This is a genomic window from Methanobacterium sp. CWC-01 (genome assembly GCF_030323845.1).
GTDB classification, from domain to species: domain Archaea; phylum Methanobacteriota; class Methanobacteria; order Methanobacteriales; family Methanobacteriaceae; genus Methanobacterium; species Methanobacterium aridiramus.
In genome coordinates this window covers 782,108-803,801 of record NZ_CP040735.1, presented here as the reverse complement: position 1 = coordinate 803,801, position 21,694 = coordinate 782,108, and the positions used below count along the sequence as shown (strand labels likewise).

Annotated in this window: 19 protein-coding genes; 12 read left to right on the top strand and 7 right to left on the bottom strand. The window is 44.3% G+C overall.

Features of this window, described 5'->3' with window-relative positions; genetic code table 11:
* Window positions 1-146 precede the first annotated feature (146 nt).
* Window positions 147-704, top strand: a complete 558-nt coding sequence (afpA, locus tag FGU46_RS04365; protein WP_286477148.1) for an archaeoflavoprotein AfpA — start codon at window positions 147-149, stop codon at window positions 702-704.
* 4 nt (window positions 705-708) lie between these two features.
* On the opposite strand, the gene FGU46_RS04360 is transcribed toward afpA, so the two are convergent.
* Both FGU46_RS04360 and FGU46_RS04355 read right to left on the bottom strand, forming a co-directional pair.
* Complete coding sequence (locus FGU46_RS04360; RefSeq protein ID WP_286477142.1) at window positions 709-1,029, bottom strand: hypothetical protein; 321 nt, start codon at window positions 1,027-1,029, stop codon at window positions 709-711.
* 99 nt (window positions 1,030-1,128) lie between these two features.
* Window positions 1,129-1,617, bottom strand: a complete 489-nt coding sequence (locus FGU46_RS04355; protein ID WP_286477132.1) for an adenosine-specific kinase — start codon at window positions 1,615-1,617, stop codon at window positions 1,129-1,131.
* Window positions 1,618-1,980: 363 nt separating this feature from the next.
* Between FGU46_RS04355 and FGU46_RS04350 the strand changes: the two genes are divergently transcribed.
* The 6 genes from FGU46_RS04350 (at window position 1,981) to FGU46_RS04325 (ending at window position 7,970) form a co-directional block, all read left to right on the top strand.
* Window positions 1,981-2,535, top strand: coding sequence for a helix-turn-helix domain-containing protein (locus tag FGU46_RS04350; protein WP_286477125.1), 555 nt, complete (start codon window positions 1,981-1,983; stop codon window positions 2,533-2,535).
* A 10-nt stretch (window positions 2,536-2,545) separates the two neighbouring features.
* Complete coding sequence (locus FGU46_RS04345) at window positions 2,546-4,219, top strand: AMP-binding protein (RefSeq protein WP_286477119.1); 1,674 nt, start codon at window positions 2,546-2,548, stop codon at window positions 4,217-4,219.
* An 83-nt stretch (window positions 4,220-4,302) separates the two neighbouring features.
* Window positions 4,303-4,563: a 4Fe-4S dicluster domain-containing protein gene (locus FGU46_RS04340; RefSeq protein ID WP_286477115.1), complete on the top strand. Its 261-nt coding sequence runs from the start codon at window positions 4,303-4,305 to the stop codon at window positions 4,561-4,563.
* Window positions 4,563-5,627, top strand: coding sequence for a 3-methyl-2-oxobutanoate dehydrogenase subunit VorB (locus FGU46_RS04335; protein ID WP_286477111.1), 1,065 nt, complete (start codon window positions 4,563-4,565; stop codon window positions 5,625-5,627). The genes FGU46_RS04340 and FGU46_RS04335 overlap by 1 nt, the downstream gene beginning before the upstream one ends.
* Entirely contained in the window at window positions 5,624-7,054 is a 1,431-nt protein-coding gene (locus tag FGU46_RS04330) for a 2-oxoacid:acceptor oxidoreductase family protein (RefSeq protein WP_286477104.1), read from the top strand. The genes FGU46_RS04335 and FGU46_RS04330 overlap by 4 nt, the downstream gene beginning before the upstream one ends.
* A gap of 136 nt (window positions 7,055-7,190) precedes the next feature.
* Window positions 7,191-7,970 (top strand): exodeoxyribonuclease III, encoded by a 780-nt coding sequence (locus FGU46_RS04325; RefSeq protein WP_286477085.1) that lies wholly within the window; start codon window positions 7,191-7,193, stop codon window positions 7,968-7,970.
* A 49-nt stretch (window positions 7,971-8,019) separates the two neighbouring features.
* On the opposite strand, the gene FGU46_RS04320 is transcribed toward FGU46_RS04325, so the two are convergent.
* Both FGU46_RS04320 and FGU46_RS04315 read right to left on the bottom strand, forming a co-directional pair.
* Window positions 8,020-8,958, bottom strand: a complete 939-nt coding sequence (locus FGU46_RS04320; protein WP_286477078.1) for a hypothetical protein — start codon at window positions 8,956-8,958, stop codon at window positions 8,020-8,022.
* 91 nt (window positions 8,959-9,049) lie between these two features.
* Entirely contained in the window at window positions 9,050-14,506 is a 5,457-nt protein-coding gene (locus FGU46_RS04315) for a hypothetical protein (RefSeq protein ID WP_286477074.1), read from the bottom strand.
* A gap of 375 nt (window positions 14,507-14,881) precedes the next feature.
* Here FGU46_RS04315 and gatD point away from each other — a divergent pair, with 375 nt between their 5' ends.
* From gatD to FGU46_RS04290, 5 genes are read left to right on the top strand one after another with little or no spacing between them, the layout of a single operon-like run.
* Complete coding sequence (gene gatD / locus FGU46_RS04310) at window positions 14,882-16,207, top strand: Glu-tRNA(Gln) amidotransferase subunit GatD (protein WP_286477069.1); 1,326 nt, start codon at window positions 14,882-14,884, stop codon at window positions 16,205-16,207.
* A gap of 51 nt (window positions 16,208-16,258) precedes the next feature.
* On the top strand, window positions 16,259-18,136 hold the full coding sequence (gene gatE, locus FGU46_RS04305; protein WP_286477063.1) for a Glu-tRNA(Gln) amidotransferase subunit GatE: 1,878 nt from the start codon (window positions 16,259-16,261) through the stop codon (window positions 18,134-18,136).
* Window positions 18,137-18,145: 9 nt separating this feature from the next.
* Entirely contained in the window at window positions 18,146-19,057 is a 912-nt protein-coding gene (trxB, locus tag FGU46_RS04300) for a thioredoxin-disulfide reductase (RefSeq protein WP_286477057.1), read from the top strand.
* A gap of 25 nt (window positions 19,058-19,082) precedes the next feature.
* Complete coding sequence (locus FGU46_RS04295) at window positions 19,083-19,439, top strand: DUF1801 domain-containing protein (RefSeq protein WP_286477052.1); 357 nt, start codon at window positions 19,083-19,085, stop codon at window positions 19,437-19,439.
* On the top strand, window positions 19,429-20,262 hold the full coding sequence (locus tag FGU46_RS04290) for a TIM barrel protein (RefSeq protein ID WP_286477045.1): 834 nt from the start codon (window positions 19,429-19,431) through the stop codon (window positions 20,260-20,262). Before FGU46_RS04295 ends, FGU46_RS04290 begins: the two co-directional genes overlap by 11 nt.
* Window positions 20,263-20,273: 11 nt before the next feature.
* Here the strand turns inward: FGU46_RS04290 and FGU46_RS04285 are convergent, their stop codons facing one another.
* Genes FGU46_RS04285 through FGU46_RS04275 form a run of 3 tightly spaced genes read right to left on the bottom strand, consistent with a single transcriptional unit; the run spans window position 20,274 to window position 21,664 of the window.
* Window positions 20,274-21,062 (bottom strand): V4R domain-containing protein, encoded by a 789-nt coding sequence (locus FGU46_RS04285; RefSeq protein ID WP_286477038.1) that lies wholly within the window; start codon window positions 21,060-21,062, stop codon window positions 20,274-20,276.
* Window positions 21,063-21,113: 51 nt separating this feature from the next.
* On the bottom strand, window positions 21,114-21,305 hold the full coding sequence (locus FGU46_RS04280) for a hypothetical protein (RefSeq protein ID WP_286477034.1): 192 nt from the start codon (window positions 21,303-21,305) through the stop codon (window positions 21,114-21,116).
* Between the two features lie 20 nt (window positions 21,306-21,325).
* Complete coding sequence (locus tag FGU46_RS04275; protein ID WP_286477026.1) at window positions 21,326-21,664, bottom strand: cupin domain-containing protein; 339 nt, start codon at window positions 21,662-21,664, stop codon at window positions 21,326-21,328.
* Window positions 21,665-21,694: the final 30 nt, after the last annotated feature.

The window sequence follows — 21,694 nt, the reverse complement described above, 5'->3', positions numbered from 1 at the left end:
GCTACCCTAATTCCTTATACTCAACTCTCCTATATAACATTGAGATGGCATGTCGAGGAAGCTAAGGGTTAGCGAAGGGATATTTTTTCTTCAAATCTCCGCTTCTAGCGAAAAATAAATTATGAATTAATCACATAATTAAATTCATGAATAAAAAAAGAAAGGTTGCATGGGGTATAACAGGGAGTGGGGAGAAAATACTGGAAACTGTAAACGTAATGCAGCAAATGAGGGACGAATACCGGAAAGAGTTCGATATTCGAGTTTTTATTTCCAAGGCAGGAGATCAGGTCCTTAAGTACTACAATCTTTCTCAAACATTGGAGTCCCAGTTTGATAAAACCTGGACGGAAATTAATGCCAATGCTCCTTTTTTAGCTGGTCAGATACAAATGGGGCGGTATGAATTCCTTTTACTGGCACCCGCTACTTCCAACACTGTGGCTAAAATCTCCCTACGCATAGCTGATACTTTATTGACAAATGCGGCGATAATGGGGCAGAAGACCACCACCCCATTATATATAATGCCCACTGACTTCCGGGAAGGTACAGTGGTTACCAAACTCCCTAATGGAAAAGATTTAGCAATTAAAATAACTAAAGATGATGCCCGGCATGTTGAAAATCTTTCCCAAATGGAAAACACCGTGGTCTTTGAGCATCCTGACGAAATCCCAAAGATATTCGCCAAACACGCCTGATGACTTAAATATTGCTTCTACGGAGCTGAAGGGTCACACTGTACTTGTAGATATCCCCCTCTTCCTGGGGGGTGGTGGTACCTCTGAAGTAGTATTCCACTTCACCGGTGTTGTCTAAATCCATATATATAGGCTCTAAATCAGTGGGACCACTGAAAAACTGGCTTATTCTCATTATTTCTTCTTCAGGGGCTTTGAAGTTAATTACCATGGCGGCTTCCTTCTGGTCCTGTAAGGAAACATAGTCCCCTTTAACTTCCAGTTTATTTTCCCCTTTTTTCACGTTTCCACTGCTTTTCCGAAACTTAATGATCAGTTCTTCCATAAAATACCCCCTATTTGTTATTTACTTTGGCCTTTTTTTTGAAATATAATTTGGGTTATCTAGTATCAAACCATCCTAAGTTGCCTTATGGCCTCTATTTCATAATTTATATCCAATATCCCTGATGAATTTCTTTCTCCAGGCTATCTCTCCTTCATTCTCGATCCTGATTGGTCTAAAACCGTCTACAACTCCTATGATCCCTCTACCCTGGTCTGTTCCAACAATCAGGACTTGCACTGGATTGGCAGTTGCACAGAAAAGATTCACCACTTCCGGAACACTTTTTAACCGCTGGGTGAGATTTATCGGGAACGCATTTTTTAGAAATATCAGAAAAGAATGTCCACAGGCCAGTTCTAACATCTTCGTTCCGGCTAATTTTTCCAGATCATCATCATTTCCAGCAGTCCTAACCAAACAGTCGCCTGAAGCTTCTCCAAAAGCTAATCCAAAATCTGCTTGGGGCACGGTGTTCACAATGGCTTCATACAAATCTTCCACCGTCTTAATAAAATGGCTCTGTCCCAGTATGAGATTGCATTCCTCCGGTGCCTCTAAGTTAACCATTTCCATTTCAAGTTCCATTCAAACCCTCCTTAAAACATTAATATGGTGCTGGTATCACATCTATTTAACCTAATTAGGAGAAGGACCTGGATTTAAGTTGTTATATTCTTCTAATACACCGCATTTGATGCCCAGAATTCTTTAACTGGGATGTTTATCAGTTCTTTCACTATGATTCAAGTCCACCAAATCTTTGATCTTACTTAAACGATCCCTATATATATCTGGAAAACATAATTTGTCATTAACAATCATTATAATATAATTTATAAAACTAATCAATCAAATCAATAAATGTACTTTCTGATTTTTTCACCTTAAATGCCAACTGAATGTTTAAAAAATTCATAATATTAATTTAATTAACTATGAGGGTTGAAAATGAGAGAAAAAATGAAAGAAATCGCCCTGCGCATAAAAGAACTAAGAGAACTTTCTGATATCAGCACCGAAGAGATTTCCGATTATCTGGGGGTCCGGGTGGAAGAGTATCAGAAATATGAAGAGGGAGATGTGGATATTTCAGCCAGCATCCTGTTTGAAATCGCCCACAAGCTGGGAGTGGACATGGGTTTACTTTTAACCGGTGAAGAAACCCGTATGCACATATTCACCGTCACCCGTAAAGATAAGGGCGTGGAGGTGGAGCGGAGGAAACAGTACAAATACCAGAACTTGGCAGAGAAGTTCATCCACAAAAAGGCAGAGCCTTTCATAGTAATTGTAGAACCTCGAACGGGAGTTGATAAACCTTCCACCAACTCGCATCCAGGTCAGGAGTTTGACTACGTTTTAGAGGGGGAGATGAAGTTCTATATTCACGATAATGAGATCATACTGGAAGAGGGAGACTCTATATTTTTTGATTCCTCCTATGAACATGCTATGGAGGCTCTTAACAATCAGCCGGCCAAGTTCCTGGCCATAATTTTATGAGGTGCTTTGGATGTCATCGTTACTGGAAAAATTTGTTAACAAGGTTCAATTTGATTCTTATCAGGAGTTTCGGGAGAATTTCCGCATAGAACCTCCTCTAAACTTCAACTTCGCCTACGATGTGGTGGATGAGTACGCCCGTCTCTATCCGGATAAAAGGGCCCTGGTATGGTGTAATGACCAGGAGGATTTCATTTTCACCTTTAAGGATCTGAGGGAGTACTCCAACCGTGCCGCTAATTTCTTTGCTAAATGTGGGGTTCAGGCCGGGGACCGGGTCATGCTTACCCTTAAAAGCAGATATGATTTCTGGTTCTGCATCCTGGGGCTTCACAAGTTGGGAGCCATCACCATACCCGCCACTCACATGCTGAAGACCAAGGACATTGTGTACCGGCTCCAGAAAGCCGGGATAAAAATGGTGGTGTGTATTGCCGAGGATGGCGTGCCAGAATATTTCGATGAGGCCCACACCCAATTGGATGATTATGAACTCATAAAGGCACTGGTGGGAGAACAGGACCGGGAAGGTTGGTACAACTTCCGTGAAGAAATCGAGAAGATGTCCCCTGAATTCCAACGTCCTTCCCAGGAGAATCAGAATAGTAATGATGATATATCCCTGATATATTTCTCATCCGGAACCACAGGCATGCCGAAGATGATAATGCACGATTACACCTACCCGCTGGGCCATATATTAACTGCCAAGTACTGGCAAAATGTTTTAGATGATGGTCTGCACTACACCGTGGCCGACACCGGCTGGGCCAAGGCCATGTGGGGTCAGATCTACGGGCAGTGGATTGCAGGTACTGCCATTTTCGTCTATGATTACGATCGATTCGACGCTGCTCAGATGCTGGAGAAGGCCTCCAACCATGGGGTGACCACCTTCTGTGCACCACCGACCATCTACCGTTTCCTCATCAAGGAAGATCTGTCCCAGTACAATTTCTCCACCCTCCAATACGCAGTAACCGCCGGGGAACCATTAAACCCCGAGGTTTACAACAAATTCAAAGAATTCACCGGCCTGCAACTAATGGAAGGGTTTGGACAAACCGAATGTGTGGTCTGCATTGCCAATTTCCCCTGGATGAAACCCAGACCCGGCTCCATGGGAAAACCGTCACCAGGATATCAGATATCTTTGATGGATGTCGATGGTGGTTTCTGTGATGTGGGGGAAGAGGGAGAGATAGTCATAAAAACTGCGGATGGCAAACCTCCTGGTCTTTTCAGCGGATACTACCGGGAGCAGGATAAAACTGAAAGGGCCTGGTATGATGGTTACTATCACACTGGTGACACGGCCTGGATGGATGAAGACGGCTACTTATGGTTTGTAGGCAGGAACGATGATATGATCAAGAGTTCCGGTTACCGTATCGGTCCTTTTGAGGTGGAAAGCGCGGTTATATCCCATCCATCAGTTCTGGAGTGTGCTATAACCGGGGTTCCGCACCCGGTACGTGGCCAAGTGGTCAAAGCCACTGTGGTTCTTACAAAAGATTACCAGCCTACCGAGGATCTTAAAAAGGAGATACAGAACCATGTTAAACAGGTTACTGCTCCCTATAAGTATCCTCGTGTGGTGGAATTTGTGGATGAACTTCCCAAAACCATCAGCGGAAAGATACGCCGAATTGAGATAAGAGAAAAGGATCAAAAAGAATCCTAAATCAAAGAATCTGACCAGAAGGTTAGTAATTATTCAAATATTCATAAAATTCAATTTAAATTTAATTCAAAGCAAGATCAGTTATGTCCGAAGAAAATCAAGACCCTTATCCTGTAATAAATAATTTGGAGTGTAAGGGATGTGAAAGGTGTATAATTGCCTGTAGAGAAGGTGTTTTAGAGATGAGTGATGAAGTTAACCAGCGGGGATACCACTATGCAGTGTACCGTGGCCAGGGTTGCACCGGTTGCGGGGACTGCTACTATACCTGCCCTGAACCACTGGCAGTGGAGGTTCACATCCCCAGAAAAGCACGCAAAAAATCGATACAGGAGGAAGAGTAATGGCAACCCAGCTAATCAAAGGAAACACAGCAGTGGTTATAGGGGCCATGTACGCTGGATGTGATTGTTTATTTGGCTATCCCATTACTCCTGCCACAGAAATACTTCATGAAGCTTCACTGTACTTTCCCATGGTGGGAAGAAAGGTTCTGCAGGCTGAATCGGAAGAGGCCGCTATAAACATGGTTTACGGTGCCGCCGCCGCTGGTCATCGGGTTCTAACCGCATCATCCGGTCCGGGGATGAGTCTTAAACAGGAAGGAATATCATTCCTGGCCGGAGCAGAGCTCCCCTGTGTCATTGTGGATATCATGCGGGCCGGTCCAGGCCTGGGTAATATCGGCCCAGAACAGGCAGACTACACCCAACTGGTTAAGGGAGGAGGACATGGGAATTATCGTAACATTGTCCTGGCCCCTAATTCGGTGCAGGAAATGTGTGACATGACCATTAAGGCCTTCCATCTGGCAGAGAAGTACAGAAATCCGGCGATAGTCCTGGCCGATGGGGTGCTGGGCCAGATGGTGGAACCCCTGATGTTCCCGGAAGAGGCCCTGAAACCGGAGATCGATACCTCCTGGGCAGTCTGTGGTAGTCAGGAAACCAGGAAAAATTTGGTAACCAGTATTTTTCTCAACTTCGACCAGTTAGAGGACTTTAACTACCGTATACAGGATAAATATCAGGAAATAAAGGAAAATGAAGTGGACTTTGAGGAGTATTACATGGAGGACGCCGAAGTGGTGGTGGTGGCCTACGGGATCAGCAGCCGTATCGCACGGTCCGCCGTTGATTGGGCCCGTGAGAATGGCCTGAAGGCCGGGTTATTCCGTCCCAAAACACTATTCCCCTTCCCCGAGAAGCAACTCCTAAAGATAGCTGAAGAAAGAGATTGCAAGTTCATATCAGTAGAGATGAGCAATGGCCAGATGAGGGAGGATATAATCCTGGCCATAAAATGCCAGTGCCCAGTGGAATTGGTTAACCGGATGGGTGGTAACCTGATGGACCAGAAGAGTATTGTGGATAAGATTAGAGAACTCAGTGGAGGTGACCAGAATTGAGCAGTAGGGAAAAGGTACTGAAAAAACCGGAATCCATCCTGGAGGAGTACCCCCGCAAAGGGGGCAGTGCTCCCACCGCTACCCATTACTGTCCGGGGTGTGGCCATGGAATACTGCATAAACTCATAGGGGAAGCCATTGATTCCCTGGGGATCCAGGACCGCACGGTAATGACCAGTCCAGTGGGTTGTGCCGTTTTTGCTTACTACTACTTCGACTGTGGTCATGTGCAGGTAGCTCACGGCAGGGCACCGGCAGTGGGAACTGGTCTGTCCCGTGCCGAAGATAATGCCATCGTGATTTTGTATCAGGGAGATGGTGATCTGGCCTCCATAGGTCTGAATGAAACCATACAGGCAGCCAATCGGGGGGAAAAGATGGCCGTGTTTTTCGTAAACAACACAGTTTATGGTATGACCGGGGGGCAGATGGCACCCACCACCCTGGTTGGAGAAAGAACAGTTACCTGCCCCACAGGAAGAGACCCCCTATATGCAGGGTATCCCATGCACATGTGTGAACTTCTGGACAACCTTAAAGCTCCCGTGTTCATCGAACGAGTATCTGTCTCGGATCCTAAACACATACGTAAAGCAAGAAGGGCGGTGAAGAAAGCTTTACAGATCCAGAGGGATGGTAAAGGATATGCATTTGTGGAGGTACTTTCGCCCTGCCCCACCAACCTCCGACTGGATGCCCAGGGAACAGAAGACTTCATAAACCAGGAAATGGCCAGGGAATTTCCTCTGAAGAATTTCCGGAACCGGAGTGATGAAGTAGAACCTCTATGCCGGGCCCAGAGTGACTTCAGTCGAGAAGCACTGAATCAAATCTTCGAAGTGGATCAGGAGAGTACTATGGAAGCCATTGACGACCCAGAATTCCCACGTAAAGTGGTTAAAATGGCCGGGTTTGGTGGACAGGGAGTGTTGAGTCTGGGTCTTACTCTTGCTCAGGCGGCCTGTAAAGATCGAAAGCACGTATCCTACTACCCGTCCTACGGTCCGGAACAACGGGGTGGAACCGCCCACTGCACGGTAATCGTGGATGGACAGGATATAGGTTCGCCCTACGTTCACTTCAACGACATACTGGTGGCCTTCAACCGTCCGGCCCTTAAAAAATTCGCGGAACGGGTTAAAGAGGGTGGTTACATCCTGTATGATTCTGAAGCAGGGGAATTTGATCCACCAGAAGGAGTTACCGTCATTGATGTTCCTGCTTTTAAAATTGCCAAGGACAATGGTGTTAAGAAGGCGGGAAACACCGTAATGTTAGGAGTTATAATGGCCCTGGGCTTAGTGGAACTTCCTCCGGACGTTTTCCAAAGTGCCATAGAACACACCTTCCATCGCAAGCCCCAACTGGTACAGGCCAATTTAAAGATACTGGAAGCGGCGGCTCAATGGGCTGGTGAAAATCTGTAGGGAGTTAAACTCCCTTATTTTATTTAAAATAGAATTTTTATTTATTTTAAAAAAGAGTGATTTCTGGAATTTTCTATGTTGCTTTTAAATTATTTATGAATCCAGGCCCATAAAAAGAAATGAGGAGAAATATTTTATGAGCACCATCAGGATTTTATCATGGAATGTTAACGGTATCAGGGCTGTTCACCGTAAAGGCTTTAAAAAATGGGCTTTGGAGGATAAACCCGACGTTTTATGCCTACAGGAGACTAAAGCCACTGTAGAACAATTCCCCAAGGATATCCGAAATATGGATGACTACCAACTTTATACTTCCGAAGCAGAGAGGAAGGGATACAGTGGGGTAGCCACCTACACCCGTATTAAACCGGAAAAGGTGGAGCATGGATTGGGAATACCCAAATTCGACCAGGAGGGAAGAACCCTCATCACTGACTTCGGAGACTTCGTGCTTTTCAATATCTATTTCCCCAACGGTAAGATGTCCGGGGAACGCTTGCGGTATAAACTGGACTTCTACGACTCCTTCTTAGACTACGCAGACCAGTTGAAGGATGAGGGGCGTAACATCGTGATATGTGGTGATGTGAACACTGCCCATAAAGAGATCGACCTGGCCCGCCCCAAAGAGAACTCGAAGATTTCAGGATTCCTGCCTGTGGAAAGGGAGTGGATTGACCGATTTTTAAGTCACGGTTATGTGGACACCTTCCGGGAGTTTAATAAAGAACCAGAACAGTACACCTGGTGGAGTTACCGTACCCGGGCCCGGGAACGTAACGTGGGCTGGCGTCTGGACTACTTCTTCGTTAATGAAGAGTTTATGGGTCAAGTGGAGAATTCGTACATCTTAACTGATGTTATGGGTTCTGATCACTGTCCGGTGGGGTTGGATATTCGGGTTGAAGAATAAATCTGATATTTTCGAGTTTATTCTGTAGTTTAATGTGAGATTACTCTATTTAATCATTTAAGGCCGTTCTATACTCTAAATGACCTCCGCAATCACAAAAATCTTCAAAGTCATTAGGAGATTCACCAAGCTCTAATTGGTAGTATCCTCCACATTTTTGGCAGACTAAATATCCAACTTTTAAACTACTACCATATCCGCCTATACCATATAAACGTTCTGGAATGGCTTTATATTTAGTAACATCAGTCTTTATTAGTTTAAAAAAAGTTTTGTAGGCAATTAAAACGTCTTCTGCTTCAATATTTACTCTTTCATTATTTACTGCGCTGCAACCTGCCAATAAAAGAATAAAAAGGTCTTCGGTAGATCTATATGTTGGTAGCCATTCTTTTAATGGAGGAAAGTCTAAGACTGCATCCATTATTTCGAACATTAGTTTTGTTAATTTGTCGTAGGTTTTTTTCGCTCTTTCATTCTTCCATCGGACTTTCCTAAGCATTTGGAAATATTCGGTTGTTGGTTCAGGAAGATCATTGAAATCAGACTCGTCGAATTTGTCCAAAGCAAAAATAATGCGTTCATCTAATCCACTGAAGAAAATATTAAGGGCATCGTCCCAATTTGTGGGTCTACCAGCAAACATACAATAAATAAATTCTATAAAGCTGTAAATGGAAAGAAAAATCTTAGCAACAATTAAAGAACGAGTAAAAACAGTTGTCAATAGGCCTCCGAATCTTAAATTTTCATCAGCAAGTTTTAAAATAGGTATTGTTAATAACTCTTCAGAAGTAATCAATCTATCTTTTTTTAAACGATTTTCAGTTTTAAAGGCAGTAATTAACCTTTTATACAGTCCGGTTTCTTCTAACTTTTTTATTTCGTTTAGTATTTCGTCCATTCCTTCTACTTCAAGATTTTCTAAGGAATTGAATAGTTTATCTATGTCTTTATGGCTTCTTTGAAGTTCCTTTTCATCGGCCATTTTTTCAATTTTTTTCGAAATACTCATTTTTAACTTCCCCTTAGATTGATCTGTTTATTATTTATTAATTTTTTAATAAATTAGCATAACATCATAATAGTTTTGTTAGGTCATCTGGGCGGGGTATGCTTTTCGTTAATATGGAGTAGATTATGCTGAATATGGCTTTGATGGTTTTTCCACCATCATAAGTAAGGTTTGCAGTTGATATTGTGGTCATTAAAAGTTTGATTTCCGTTGCGGTGTTGGGGAAGATTTTGATCAGGGTTCGTTCTAGAAGTGTCATTCCTATACTGAAATCTAAAACATTCAATAAATCATCCAACTTAGAGATAATATCTTGAGTAAATGGGATGTTAATGAAATGTTTTGTCCGTTCCCAAAGACCTGCTATTTGTTTTACTTGTTTTCCGAATCCTAAATATCTTAATATGTCAGATAGAGTTTCGAATGAAGTTATGAATGAGTTTTCTACTTGCTGAAGGTATTCATTAGGGATGGAGCAGAGTGCAGCGAAAAATATTACCTCACCTGCAAATTTAACCAGAAAAGACTTCCACTCATCATTTTCCTTACTCACATCTTGAGATCCATCTGGGTTAAGATCCCAACTAGGTAATACCTTTTGCTCTAAACTATCCTTATTTGAGATAATATCCCGTACCGAGGCAATGTCCCGGGCGATTTGACTATTAGATTGATTATTGGGTTTTTGATATTGGTTAAATCTGGCCTTAGGTCCTGATTCTTGGATATTGGGGTTTAAGTCCATTAGTTCTATTATATTAGGAATCGGGGGCAGTGTGGCTGCGCCATTTATGGGTAAAATATTTGGTAATTCGGGTAGCTGTTCCTTTGCTGTGGGATTAGAAACTCTTAAGATTAAGATGGCTTGGTTGTTGGACATATTGGGATCGACTTCTGTCCCGGTGATGGTTCCAGTGTGTACGAGTAACCCACTGTTTAGAACCTTGGCTAGGATTTCCAGGACGGTGGTGGCTCCACGTGCTACGCTTCCAATAGTCCACAAGCCTGTTGAAGCATTATATTTTGCGCTGCTATTCTGGTATTCCAATCCGAATGGTAGTTTATGGTTCACATGAACGCCACTGGCATCGTCTACTCCATTATTTCCGGCGTAAAGGATTATTTTAATCGTGTCGTTTACATTTGGTGTGTAATTTTCGCTCAGGATAGTTAAGCTTAAATCAGCGTGATTAAGTGGTGCATCTTCTAAGGGGGTGACTGTAAGGTCGTATAATGCGGGTGAAATATCCTTCACAGTGCTTGATAGTGTGGCCTCCACTTGTAGATAACGACCTGGTGGTGTTATGTGCAGGAGATGGCCATTGGTGGCTTCTTCCCAGATAGACCAGTAATTTTCATCATTTGAGCTTCGTGCCCTGACTCGTATCATGGTTCCATTAGGTTCTGAACTTTTCCAGTCTATAAAACCCCAAAGTGTGCTGTTTTTTCCAGTATCTTGTACAACAGTCCAGCTCCCTTCCTGGAAATAATTAGAAGTACTGCTTGTGCCGGTCATAGAACTGGAGGTGTAATGTCTCCCTCCGACGATACGTTTGGATAAGTCTACTCCATTGATTCTGGGGTTGATGCGGTGAATGTAATCGTCATCGTAGTCCACCACCCATACTTTACCCTCACTATCCACGCTTAAACCATTGGGATGATAACCCGGTTGGATGATTGCTTTAAGAACCCCATCATGGCTGAATCTCTTCACATAATCTCTTCTCCATCCCCAACCGGAAGCAGACTCGGAAATCCACACATCGCCTTCGGGGGTAACTGTAACACCTGCCACGTCACTGAAAGGAAGCGTTTGGGTCCAGTCCAGAACTCCGGTAGTAATGTTTATACGGGAAAGCTTGCTGTTCCGGTTCCAGCCTGTGGTATACCCATAACTAAACAAGTGCACGTCCTGATCCAGCACCAGACTGTTCACCAAGTAGCCTAAGTTAATGATGGCCTTGGAATCCGTTGATGGGTCTAAACGGAGTAGATTGTTACCAGCTGACCATAGAATTCCATTCCTATCCATAACTGATACGTAAGGGTTATGATTCACACCAGCAAGATCCAAGGAATGTATAATCTGCCCATTCGCACTGTTAATATAATAATAAAGCCGGGTATTGTAGTTTCCAGCCCAGAGGTTGTTATCTAAATCAACAGCCATGGATCTGACCCCATAATCATAATTACCATAGGATCCAGTGTACGATCCGGGGGTGTACGTGCCCTCACTACCGGGTACGAGTATGGTTTCAAAGAGTACGCATTCATCCTGCCCCCATGCGAGTAACTCCGCCCCAGTAATAACCCCATTATGATCCAAATCATGGGAAGTGTCAATTATTCCGTTATGGTTCCGGTCCTTGCACTTATTATTCTCTAAAAGACCTATCTTCACCACGCTGCCGCTGCGGCTGTTAGCTGCCCAGCAATTACCCTCATTATCCACCATCGTCGTGAAAGTAAACTCATCACTGCGGGGATTAACCCTATACCTGGCCACTTCAGCCCCGGTACGTGTATTGACTTTGGAAACTGTTCCCTGATTAGAGTTAGGAACCCAGATGTAGTCTACCTCTTCGGCTTCTGGAGGCAGTTGTAATTGGTGGTTTACGGTGTTATGTTCCACTCCATCTAGGATGCCCTGGTCGAAGTCATCGTTATTTGTGTAGTTATAACTGTCTGCTGCACTCACCACACCGCAACACAAGAAAAATGCCACCAGAACCAGTATTAATATTAGAGGCTTTTTATGAGGAGTACCATTCCGGTTGAGATAAGCGGCTAGGAAGATTAAAAATAATGCCAGGCTGGGCAGATTCAATGGTAGCCCTGTTTCCTGCATAGGAATGGTTTTCTCAGTCTGTGCATTGACATTTACTGGGTCCTTGTCGGCTTGAAATACTGTAGCGCGTTCCTGGGCATTTATTGTAAGGGCTGGTTGGTTGTTTAATAGGTTAGGATCATATGATCTTAGAAAACCAGCAGCATAACTGGTCATAATAAGTTTAGATACTACATGACTACCTAAAATTATAATGGCTGATTTTCCAGAAACAAGATCACCAACCAACCACCATCCATTGATTAAAATTCCCTGGGAAGGATTACCCGGAACGAAACCATCAGGGAGTGGGTCACGGACCACTACACCTCTTGCTGTGTCTGGTCCCAGGTTACGCACAGTAATGGTGAAAAGAGCCACACCACCTACAACAACAGGATTGCGGTGAGCAATCTTGGTGATTTCCAAATCCACCAGGGGCACGTAAAAACTACTAGTCACTGAAGTAACAGGGGTAGGATCATATTCCTGCTGTACCACTCTTGTAGTATCCGTTATGGTTTTATGGGCCATATCTTGTGTAACTTCCCCAATGAAAGTCAATGTGGCATTGGCCCCGGATGATAGGAAGGGTACAATCCACATCCCATTCTGGTAGGTGCCCAGTGACGGTGATAAGTTCTTAAAACCAGTGGGTAGTTCTTTTTCCATCCTCAAGTTCCGTGCAGGATTCGGGCCATTATTGCTGATTGTAGTGGTGAATATGGCCTGCTCACCCACATCCATGACGTTATTGTTTACATTTACAGTTATTTCTAGGTCTGTCAGTGGCAGGTAAAAGCTGGCCGTAGCGTTATCTGGAGTGTTAGGGTCGTACTGGTCTTGATAGGTTTTCAGTGCATTGCAGGTTACAATTTGATGGGATTGGGCCTGGTTTACCCAGCCAACAATAGTTAAGACTGCTCTTTGGCCATTGGTAAGGGTTCCAATATCCCAAACACCATTCTGGAAGGTGCCCTGACTAACAGTGCCTACCCTGAAACCAGGGGGAATGTTGACATTTACGGTGAGGCCGGTCACGTCTTGGGGGCCCTGGTTGTTGGTGTTTAATGTGAAGGTCACCTCTTCACCTACCTGCGGTGATGGTTTGTCCGCGTTCAGGTTTAGTTGGACATCCGCCACCAGGGCGGTAACAGTGAGGTCATATAAAGTGGGGGTTTGGTTTCCCAGGAATCGATTGAGAGTGGTTTCCACTTGAAGGTACCTTGCCGCCGGCGTATTAGTGAGTATTGCCCCGTTAGTGGTTTCCTCCCAGTTTGACCAGTTCTGCTGGTCTTGGGAGCTGCGGACTCGCACCCCTATTGAGGTTCCGGTTGGTTCAGTCCCTGTCCAGTTAACAATTCCCCAGGGGATATTGGCCTGGCCCGAGTCATGTATGACTGTCCACATCCCCCGGCTGGTGGTCACTGTGCTGGAAACCGAACCGGTCATGTCGCTGTAACCGTAATGGGTGCCTCCAAGGATTCTTTTGGAGAATTCCACCCCGTTAGTTATGTAACCTTCGGAGTTAGTCTGGTTGTTATTGGGGTTTATACGGTGGATGTATTCATCACCATTATCCACCACCCAGACCTTCCCATTGTTATCAACCGAAACACCTTTTGGGGTGGTTCCAACTATGATTATTGCTTTGAAGTCCCCATTATTAGTGTAACGGGTGACTGTGCCTGCATCATGGTTGGCCAGCCACACATCTCCGTCGTCAGTAACTGTCACCCCACTAGCCGGAGTGGCAGGTTTTTTCCAGTCTATGGTACCATTTATGATATTTATTCGGGTTAACCAGGAGTGCTGGCCTCCTGAAACAAAAAGATGATCATTCCGGTCGAGCCCCATACCGTAGGAACAGTGCCCCAGGTTTATACGTGTAAAGGTGTTAGTAGCTGGATCCAGTCGCAGTACCTGGTTACTGTTGGATCCAGACGACCATAATATTCCATTAGGGTCGATGAGGGCCCCGTAAGGTGTGTGCCCACTGGATGTAATGTCAATGTTGTCCAGAATTTCTCCTGTGGTTCCATTGATGTAGTAATACCTGCATGTTCCATAGGTTCCGACCCAGACATTATTAATATGGTCTACTGCTATTCCTCGAGGGCCAGGAGATCCAGAATAGCTTCCGGTGTATTCTCCAGGGCGATAGGTGCCTTCTATACTTGGAATGACTATTACTTCCCATAATATGCATTCATCCTTACCCCAATCAAGAAGTTCTGCTTCAGTAATGACCCCATTTCCATCGAAGTCTCGTGAAGTTTCAATAAGACCATTCTGATTTCTATCATAGTATCCTTCGTTTTCCAGTAAACCAATCTTTACTACAGTACCTATACCTCTGTTCCCTACCCAGCATGCACCGTCTAGGTCGATTGTGGTACGGGAAGGTGAGGCTGATCTTCCATAACTTTCTGGTGCTGTCCGGTATCTGGCTAATTCTAGTCCAGTCTGAGTATCTATTTTTGAAACAGTCCCTTGGTTGCTGTTTGGAACCCAGATGTAAGGAAAAGTCGATTGGCTATTGTCGGAAAGTTGCAACTGGTTAGGAGTGCTGTTATGTTCCAACCCGGTGAGGGGTCCGAGCTCAAAATCAGAATCATAAGTATACGTTCGATTCATTTCTGAAGCTGAAACTTCTCCGATAAATGTCAGAGTACAATAAATAGCCATTAAGATTAAAATATACTTCATCCTCAAGATTACACTTCCAACAAATTGTAATATTAATTATAGTAAAAGTACTAAATAAGTATTACTATAAACATTTTTTATCATACTATGTAGGCTGTAATCTACGGGAAAAAAGCATGGAATTAATTCCGCTACTTATAATATATCGATCTAGAAATTGTTTTATTGTTTTAAATGGAATCATGACTATCCAGTTGAAAAAAACTCGAATTATTTCATGATATTAAAATAAAATCAATGATGAAAACTCTCTGACAAAATCAAAAGATACTGATATTAAAATATTTTTTATCACATAAAAATCAACCAATAAGTGAATAAATTTAAAATCATGCTCACTTCACGAGGGATGCTATGAATTATCAAGGATTGGCCAGGAAATGTTTAGAATCACAGGGTATAGCCATAGGAGATCAAATTCTCATCAAAAAGGATGATGTTGAATACCGGGGAATGTTACTTAATCGGGCAGAAGATGCTGACGACCAGCATGTTGTCCTTAAACTGGATAATGGGTATAATATAGGTGTTAAAATTACCAAAGCCCAAATAGAGCTGGTTGAAAAAGGTAAAGCCCCTAAAATTGAGCTGACTCCGCTGGATATTAAAAAAGATCCGGATAAGATGGATATCTCCATTATTTCCACCGGGGGGACCGTGGCTTCTATCATCGATTATAAAACTGGGGCGGTGCACCCGGCGTTCACCGCTGAGGACCTCCTAAGAGCCACCCCGGAGCTTTTGGAAGAGGCCAACATCAAGGGTAAGGCCATCATGAACATTCTAAGCGAGAACATGCGGCCTGATTGCTGGGTCCAGGCCGCCCGGTCCATTGCTGATGAGATAAATGATGGCGCCCAGGGGGTGGTGGTGGCTCATGGAACTGACACCATGCATTATACTTCCGCTGCCCTGAGTTTCATCCTGCAAACACCAGTGCCAGTTATCTTAACCGGCGCCCAGCGGAGTTCGGATCGACCTTCATCCGATGCATTCCTGAACCTCATGAGTTCAGTGGCCGCGGCCCGGTCCGACCTGGCCGAGGTGACGGTCTGTATGCATGCCAACGAGAATGACAGTTATGCCTATCTGCACCGGGGAACCCGGGTGAGGAAAATGCATACCAGTCGCCGGGACACCTTCCAGAGTATTAACCGCGCTCCCCTGGCTAAAGTCAAAGATGGTATGATTAAAATTATGGACAAGCGTTACTCGTATAGAAAACGTGGAGAATTTGAATTAGAAGTTAAAGACTCCTTGGAACCAAAAATAGCATTCTTAAAGAGCTTTCCAGGGATATCTGCAGAATTAATTGATTACCATATTGATAAAGGTTATCGGGGGCTGGTTATAGAGGGAACTGGACTGGGCCATTGTCCCGAGGAATTGATACCCTCCTTAAAACGGGCTAATGATGAAGGAGTCCCGGTGGTGATGGCCTCCCAGTGTTTATATGGCCGAACTAGTCTCAACGTTTACAGTACCGGTCGCAAGCTAATTAATGCGGGGGTAATTCCTGCCAGGGACATGCTCCCGGAAACGGCCTATGTGAAGCTGGTCTGGGCCCTGGGGCAGACCCAGAACCGGGATGAGGTTAAGAAGATCATGGAAAGCAACCTGCGGGGAGAGTTAGGGGGAAAATCCTCCAGCCAGTATTTCTTAAAGGATTACGGGGAATAATAGGTAAATCTGGCCATTGAACAAAATTTAATTCATAATTTGGTGATCAAGATGGATTACAATAAATTAGGTCTTAAGATGGGCCTGGAAATACATCAACAACTAAACACAAAGACAAAATTATTCTGTCCCTGTGAGTGTCAGTTAACTGATAAAAAACCAAAATATAGGGTTTTAAGAAATTTAAGGCCTACCCAGAGTGAACTGGGTAAGATTGACCGGGCGGCCTTCGAAGAATCCCGTCGTAAATTAACCTTCCTGTATGATGCCTACCCCCACCACACCTGTCTGGTGGAATCTGATGACGAGCCACCCCACCCCCTGAATCAGGAAGCACTGGAAATTGGCCTAATCATCGCATCCCTTTTAAACATGAACGTGGTGGACGAGTTCCACACCATGCGTAAACAGGTTATTGATGGCAGTAACACGGGGGGATTTCAGAGAACCGGCCTGGTAGCCATTGACGGGTATCTGGACACGGAATATGGGGAGGTGGTCATCGAAAATCTGTGTCTGGAAGAAGACGCTGCTAGGCGTATGGGGCAAAAAAAAGGCAAGATGGAATTCCGTCTGGACCGGCTGGGAATCCCCCTACTGGAGATCACCACCGACCCCTCCATAAAACACCCGGAGCAGGTGCGGGAAGTGGCTTATCAGATCGGCCAGGTGTTGCGCAGCACCCGGGTTAAAAGGGGACTGGGCACTATACGGCAGGATCTTAATATTTCCATCCGTGATGGTGCCCGGGTGGAGGTTAAAGGTGTCCAGGACCTGGATCTAATGCCCAAGATGGTGGAGAACGAGGTTAAAAGACAGATAAACCTCTTAGAAATCCGTGATGAACTTAGAAAACGTGGAGCACAAGTTCCTGATGAGATATATGAATTAAACCACTTATTCCTGGAGGCAGAATCTAAAATTATATCCAAAGCCATTAAAAAGAATGGTAAAGTTTTAGCCATAAAATTAAAAGGTTTTAAAGGTTTAATAGGTAAGGAAGTCCAGCCCGGGCGAAGATTTGGAACTGAACTGGCTGGCTATGCCAAGAAGATGGGTGTGGCTGGTATATTCCACACCGATGAACTACCTGCCTACGGTATCACCTCTCCGGAAGTTGAAAAGGTTAACCAGTTCCTGGATATAGATGTAGAGGATGCATTCATTTTGGTAGCTGATGAAGAAGAAAAATCCAGAAACGCACTACAGGAAGTTCAAAGAAGAGCTGGAGCTGCACTAATCGGGGTGCCAGAGGAAACTCGTAAGGCCCTGGATGATGCTAATTCGGAATATTTACGGCCATTACCCACTGCTAGCAGGATGTACGTGGAGACTGACATCCCGGCCCAGGTTATATCTACTGAAATGTTGGAAAAGGTCAGATCCAACCTGCCGGAGCTTCCAGCTGAGAAGAAGGAGAGGATTATCAAGGAATATGCTTTGAGTGAAGACCTGGCCACTCAATTAGTAAGACAGGATAAATCAGATCAATTCGAAGAACTGGTCGCTAATTGTGAGGTAGACTCGACTACAGTAGCTTCCACTTTGGCATATACCTTAAAAGAACTAAGAAGAGAAGGATTTTCGGTGAATCAAATGGAGAACACGGAATTTCTGGAAACTTTCCAACTGGTTACCCATGGAAAGATAACCAAGGACTCCATTTCCCCGGTAATCAAAAAGGTGTTGGAAGAGTCTATTGCTCCTGAAGAGGCGGCAGAGAAGCTTAATCTGATGATGCTATCAGAAGAAGATGTCAGGAAGATCATTCAGAAATTAGTGTCTTCCCAGGAGCAGATGGTTAAAGAACGGGGCCCGGCAGCCATGGGTCCCCTGATGGGCATGGCTATGAAGGAATTTAAGGGCAAAGCTGATGGTAAACTGGTGAACAAACTCTTGAAGGAAGAAATTAACAAAAATTTGGGGTAGGTGACTTCTATGGAGGAATATGATCTGGTTATAGTGGGAGCAGGGCCAGCAGGACTAACTGCCGCTATTTATGCGGGTAGGCAGGGAATGAAAACCATCATCCTGGAGATGATGACTGGTGCGGGATCAGGATACATGGTACCGGCCATGGAGAATTATCCTGGCTTTGAAATGATATCTGGGAAGAATTTGCTGGAGATCATGAGAAGACAGGCCGAACAACATGTGCCCATAAAGAATATGGAAGAAGTTAAAAAAATGGCACCCCTAGATGATAATAAAATAGAGGTTACCACCTCCCAGGGCCAGTATATGACCCGTTCGGTGATTATATCTACGGGCAGCCGTCACCGAAGGCTTAAAGTACCGGGAGAAGTTGAATTTGTCGGTCGAGGAGTATGTTACTGTGCTACCTGCGACGGACCCCTCTACCAGGGTAAGAATGTTTTAATGATTGGAGGGGGAAATGCCGCAGCCCAGGAAGCCCTCTATCTGGACAGTATCGGTTGTAAAGTAACTATGGTGCACCGACGCGACCAATTAAGGGCTGAAAACTACTTGCAGGAAAAACTGGCCGAAAAGAATATCTCCATAATCTGGGACTCCGTGGTAGAGGAAATTAAGGGGGATATAGTGGTGGAGAAGGTGGTTCTCTACAACCGCAAAGCGGATACAAAAACCGAAGTAGAAACCTCGGGGGTATTTATAGCTATAGGAGAGGAACCACTCAACGAGGCCGCCAAAAATGCAGGAGTGGATTTAGATAAAGCCGGATACATCCTGGTGGACAAATTCCAGCGCACCAACATCCCTGGAATCTACGCTGCGGGTGACATCACCGGTGGTATCAAACAGTGGGTGGTGGCCTGTTCTGAGGGAGCGGTGGCGGCTTTATCTGCACATGAGAATATCATGGATTAAGATATTAAGGCTCGGGGGATTATATTTGATAGAAAGAGTGGACCTGGATGAATATTTAGTGGATTATCCCCTGGAGATGCAGATCTTATCCAGAAAACTTAGAGATCTAATCTTAGAAGCAGAACCCGAATTTGATGAGGTCATACGCTGGAAGAACCTCACCTATGGCCAGGGTAAGATGTTACTGGCCATTGTTATCCATAAAAACCACCTGAACCTGGAGTTTGCCAATGGCAGATCACTAGTTGAGAAGGGCTATTCATTGGAGGGCACTGGCAAGAACCTACGTCATTTGAAGATCTGGAAGGAATCCGATCTTGAATCGGAGCTAATCCCGGAACTCATAAAAAAATCCATAGAAATCGATAAAAATGAAGGGTAAAGCTTATTTTGGTCCAGCAGGTAACCCCATTGGGTTTAATGGTCCTACGGTGGAAGTTTGTGACTACATCCGCAGTATTGGCCTGGATGCCTACGAGTACCAGGCCACCTACGGGGTACGTATTAAGAAACAATCCGCCCTGGAACTGAAAAACAATGCCCAGAAAAATGAGGTAATGATCTCCATGCACGCCCCCTACTACATAAACCTCTCCTCTCCCAAGGAGGATGTGCTGGAAAGATCCATAGAGCGCCTGGTGCAGTCGGCCCGGGCAGCGAAGTGGATGGGCGCCTACCGCATCGTATTTCACCCGGGCTTTTACACCTCATATTCCCCTGAAGAAGCACTTAAACGATGTAAAAATACCATTGAAGCATTACTGGAGAAACTGGATGGCCTGGGTGTGGATAAATTTACTTTTGCTCCGGAGACCACTGGTAAAAGGTCCCAACTGGGAAGTCTGGATGAAATAATTGACATATGTCAATCCTTCGAGCATTTTCAACCTACAGTAGATTTTGCTCATGTTCATGCCCGGAATCAGGGCTGTTTAAAAGATGAAGATGATTATCACCGTATATTCACAAAATTAGAGGATGGCCTGGGAATTAAAACACTGCACTCTCACTTTACAAAAATCGAGTATACCGAAGCCGGGGAGCGGCGACATCACGTTTTAATGGAAGAAAAATACGGCCCACCCCTGGAACCATTATTAGAGGCTATTACGGAGTGTGGCTGGCTGGTAACAGTTATATGTGAAACTCCCTTCCTGGAGAAGGATGCACTCATAATGAAATCAATGTACGATGCCTTGATTTAATTAATCCTGAGTTAAGCAGTTTTAATGCCTCTCTCAAGTTCTTTTTCTATGACAAAGGAGCAATAACCACTCCCCATGGCATGACATTTAACTTCCTGGACCTTGGCCTTTTCTTTATAGTATTTACTGAACAGGGCCTCTAATATTCCAGTGTCGAAGGCACATGCTGGTTTTTGTAGTTGAGGGAGTCCACTACATTCAAAACAGTCTCTGACATTGATAATCAGAGGTTCTGTGCTTTTAACTTCTACGTGACCCAAATTATGGGTTTCCCAGAAGCGGGCCATGTTCTGTAAAAATTGCTCTTTCTGGGGGCTGTACAACCTATCATAGAGTACTTCCCCCACACTTAAACCGGCGTCGTGTAAGATGGGGTCGATGTTTACTCCCTGGTTCATTAGGGAAACGCGGATGGTATGCAAAATGAGTCGAAAGAATTCGAAGGGATTGTTTTCACTTTTAATGTAACGATTTATGTGTTCTTTAAGGTCTTCTTCTAGGTTCTGCCGGTGAAGCTTTCCCACGTAACCAGATTTAATAAAGAATATCTTTTTTCGGGCATCGGTGGGGTGTGCTCTGGATCCAATTATTCCCTCCTGGGAGAGTTCATTGAGGTGGCCTGAAACAGTTGACTTAGCCCGGCCTGATAATTTAACGATCTCATCAAAACTCAGATCCTTTTCTCGCAGCATTGATAAAATTTTTACCCTCAAGGGACTTTTAATTACTAGTAAGCCCTCGGAGGTAGAGAATATTTCCATTTCCTGGTTTAGACTATTTTGTTCCTGATATTTGGTCATTTTATTATCTCTATCTCTTTTAATGCGGTTTTAGTAGGTCTTTTTGACGAGTTAGGGTTTATCGCACCTAAAACAGTACTCCGTGTCCCGGTTGGTCTTGAAGGTTTTACCACAATTTTTACAGGTAACTTCCCTGAGTTCGGATTTTTTATCCACTATATCCAGGGAACAGGAACATTTCCATCCCATCTTACCTTTAAGGGCTTGTTCGAAGGCTTTTTCGTCAAATTCTTTATCTGACATATTGGTTCTCCTAAAAATGTTTATAATAGTTTGGTTTCCTCCATGGGCTTAGGAACCTTCACTACTAAAAATCGGAGGATGTCTTCACTTTCATTGTACCAGCAGTGGGGAATACGGGCGGGGCTGTCGATTAGGGTGTCCTGGGAGACTTCCTGTTTCTCGTCACCTACTTCCACTATACCGGTGCCTTCTAATACGTAGAAAAAAACGTCCACCGGAGTTATGTGCCTTATAAGTTTTTCACCAGGCTGCAGGGTAATATGCACCGTCATTGCGTGTTCAGTGTCATAAAGCTTCCGCACATCTACCTTATGGGGAGTGTCGGCTATGGGCATATCTTGGGTTTTAACGATTTTCATAAAATCAACTCTGTAGATTTATAAGAAGAA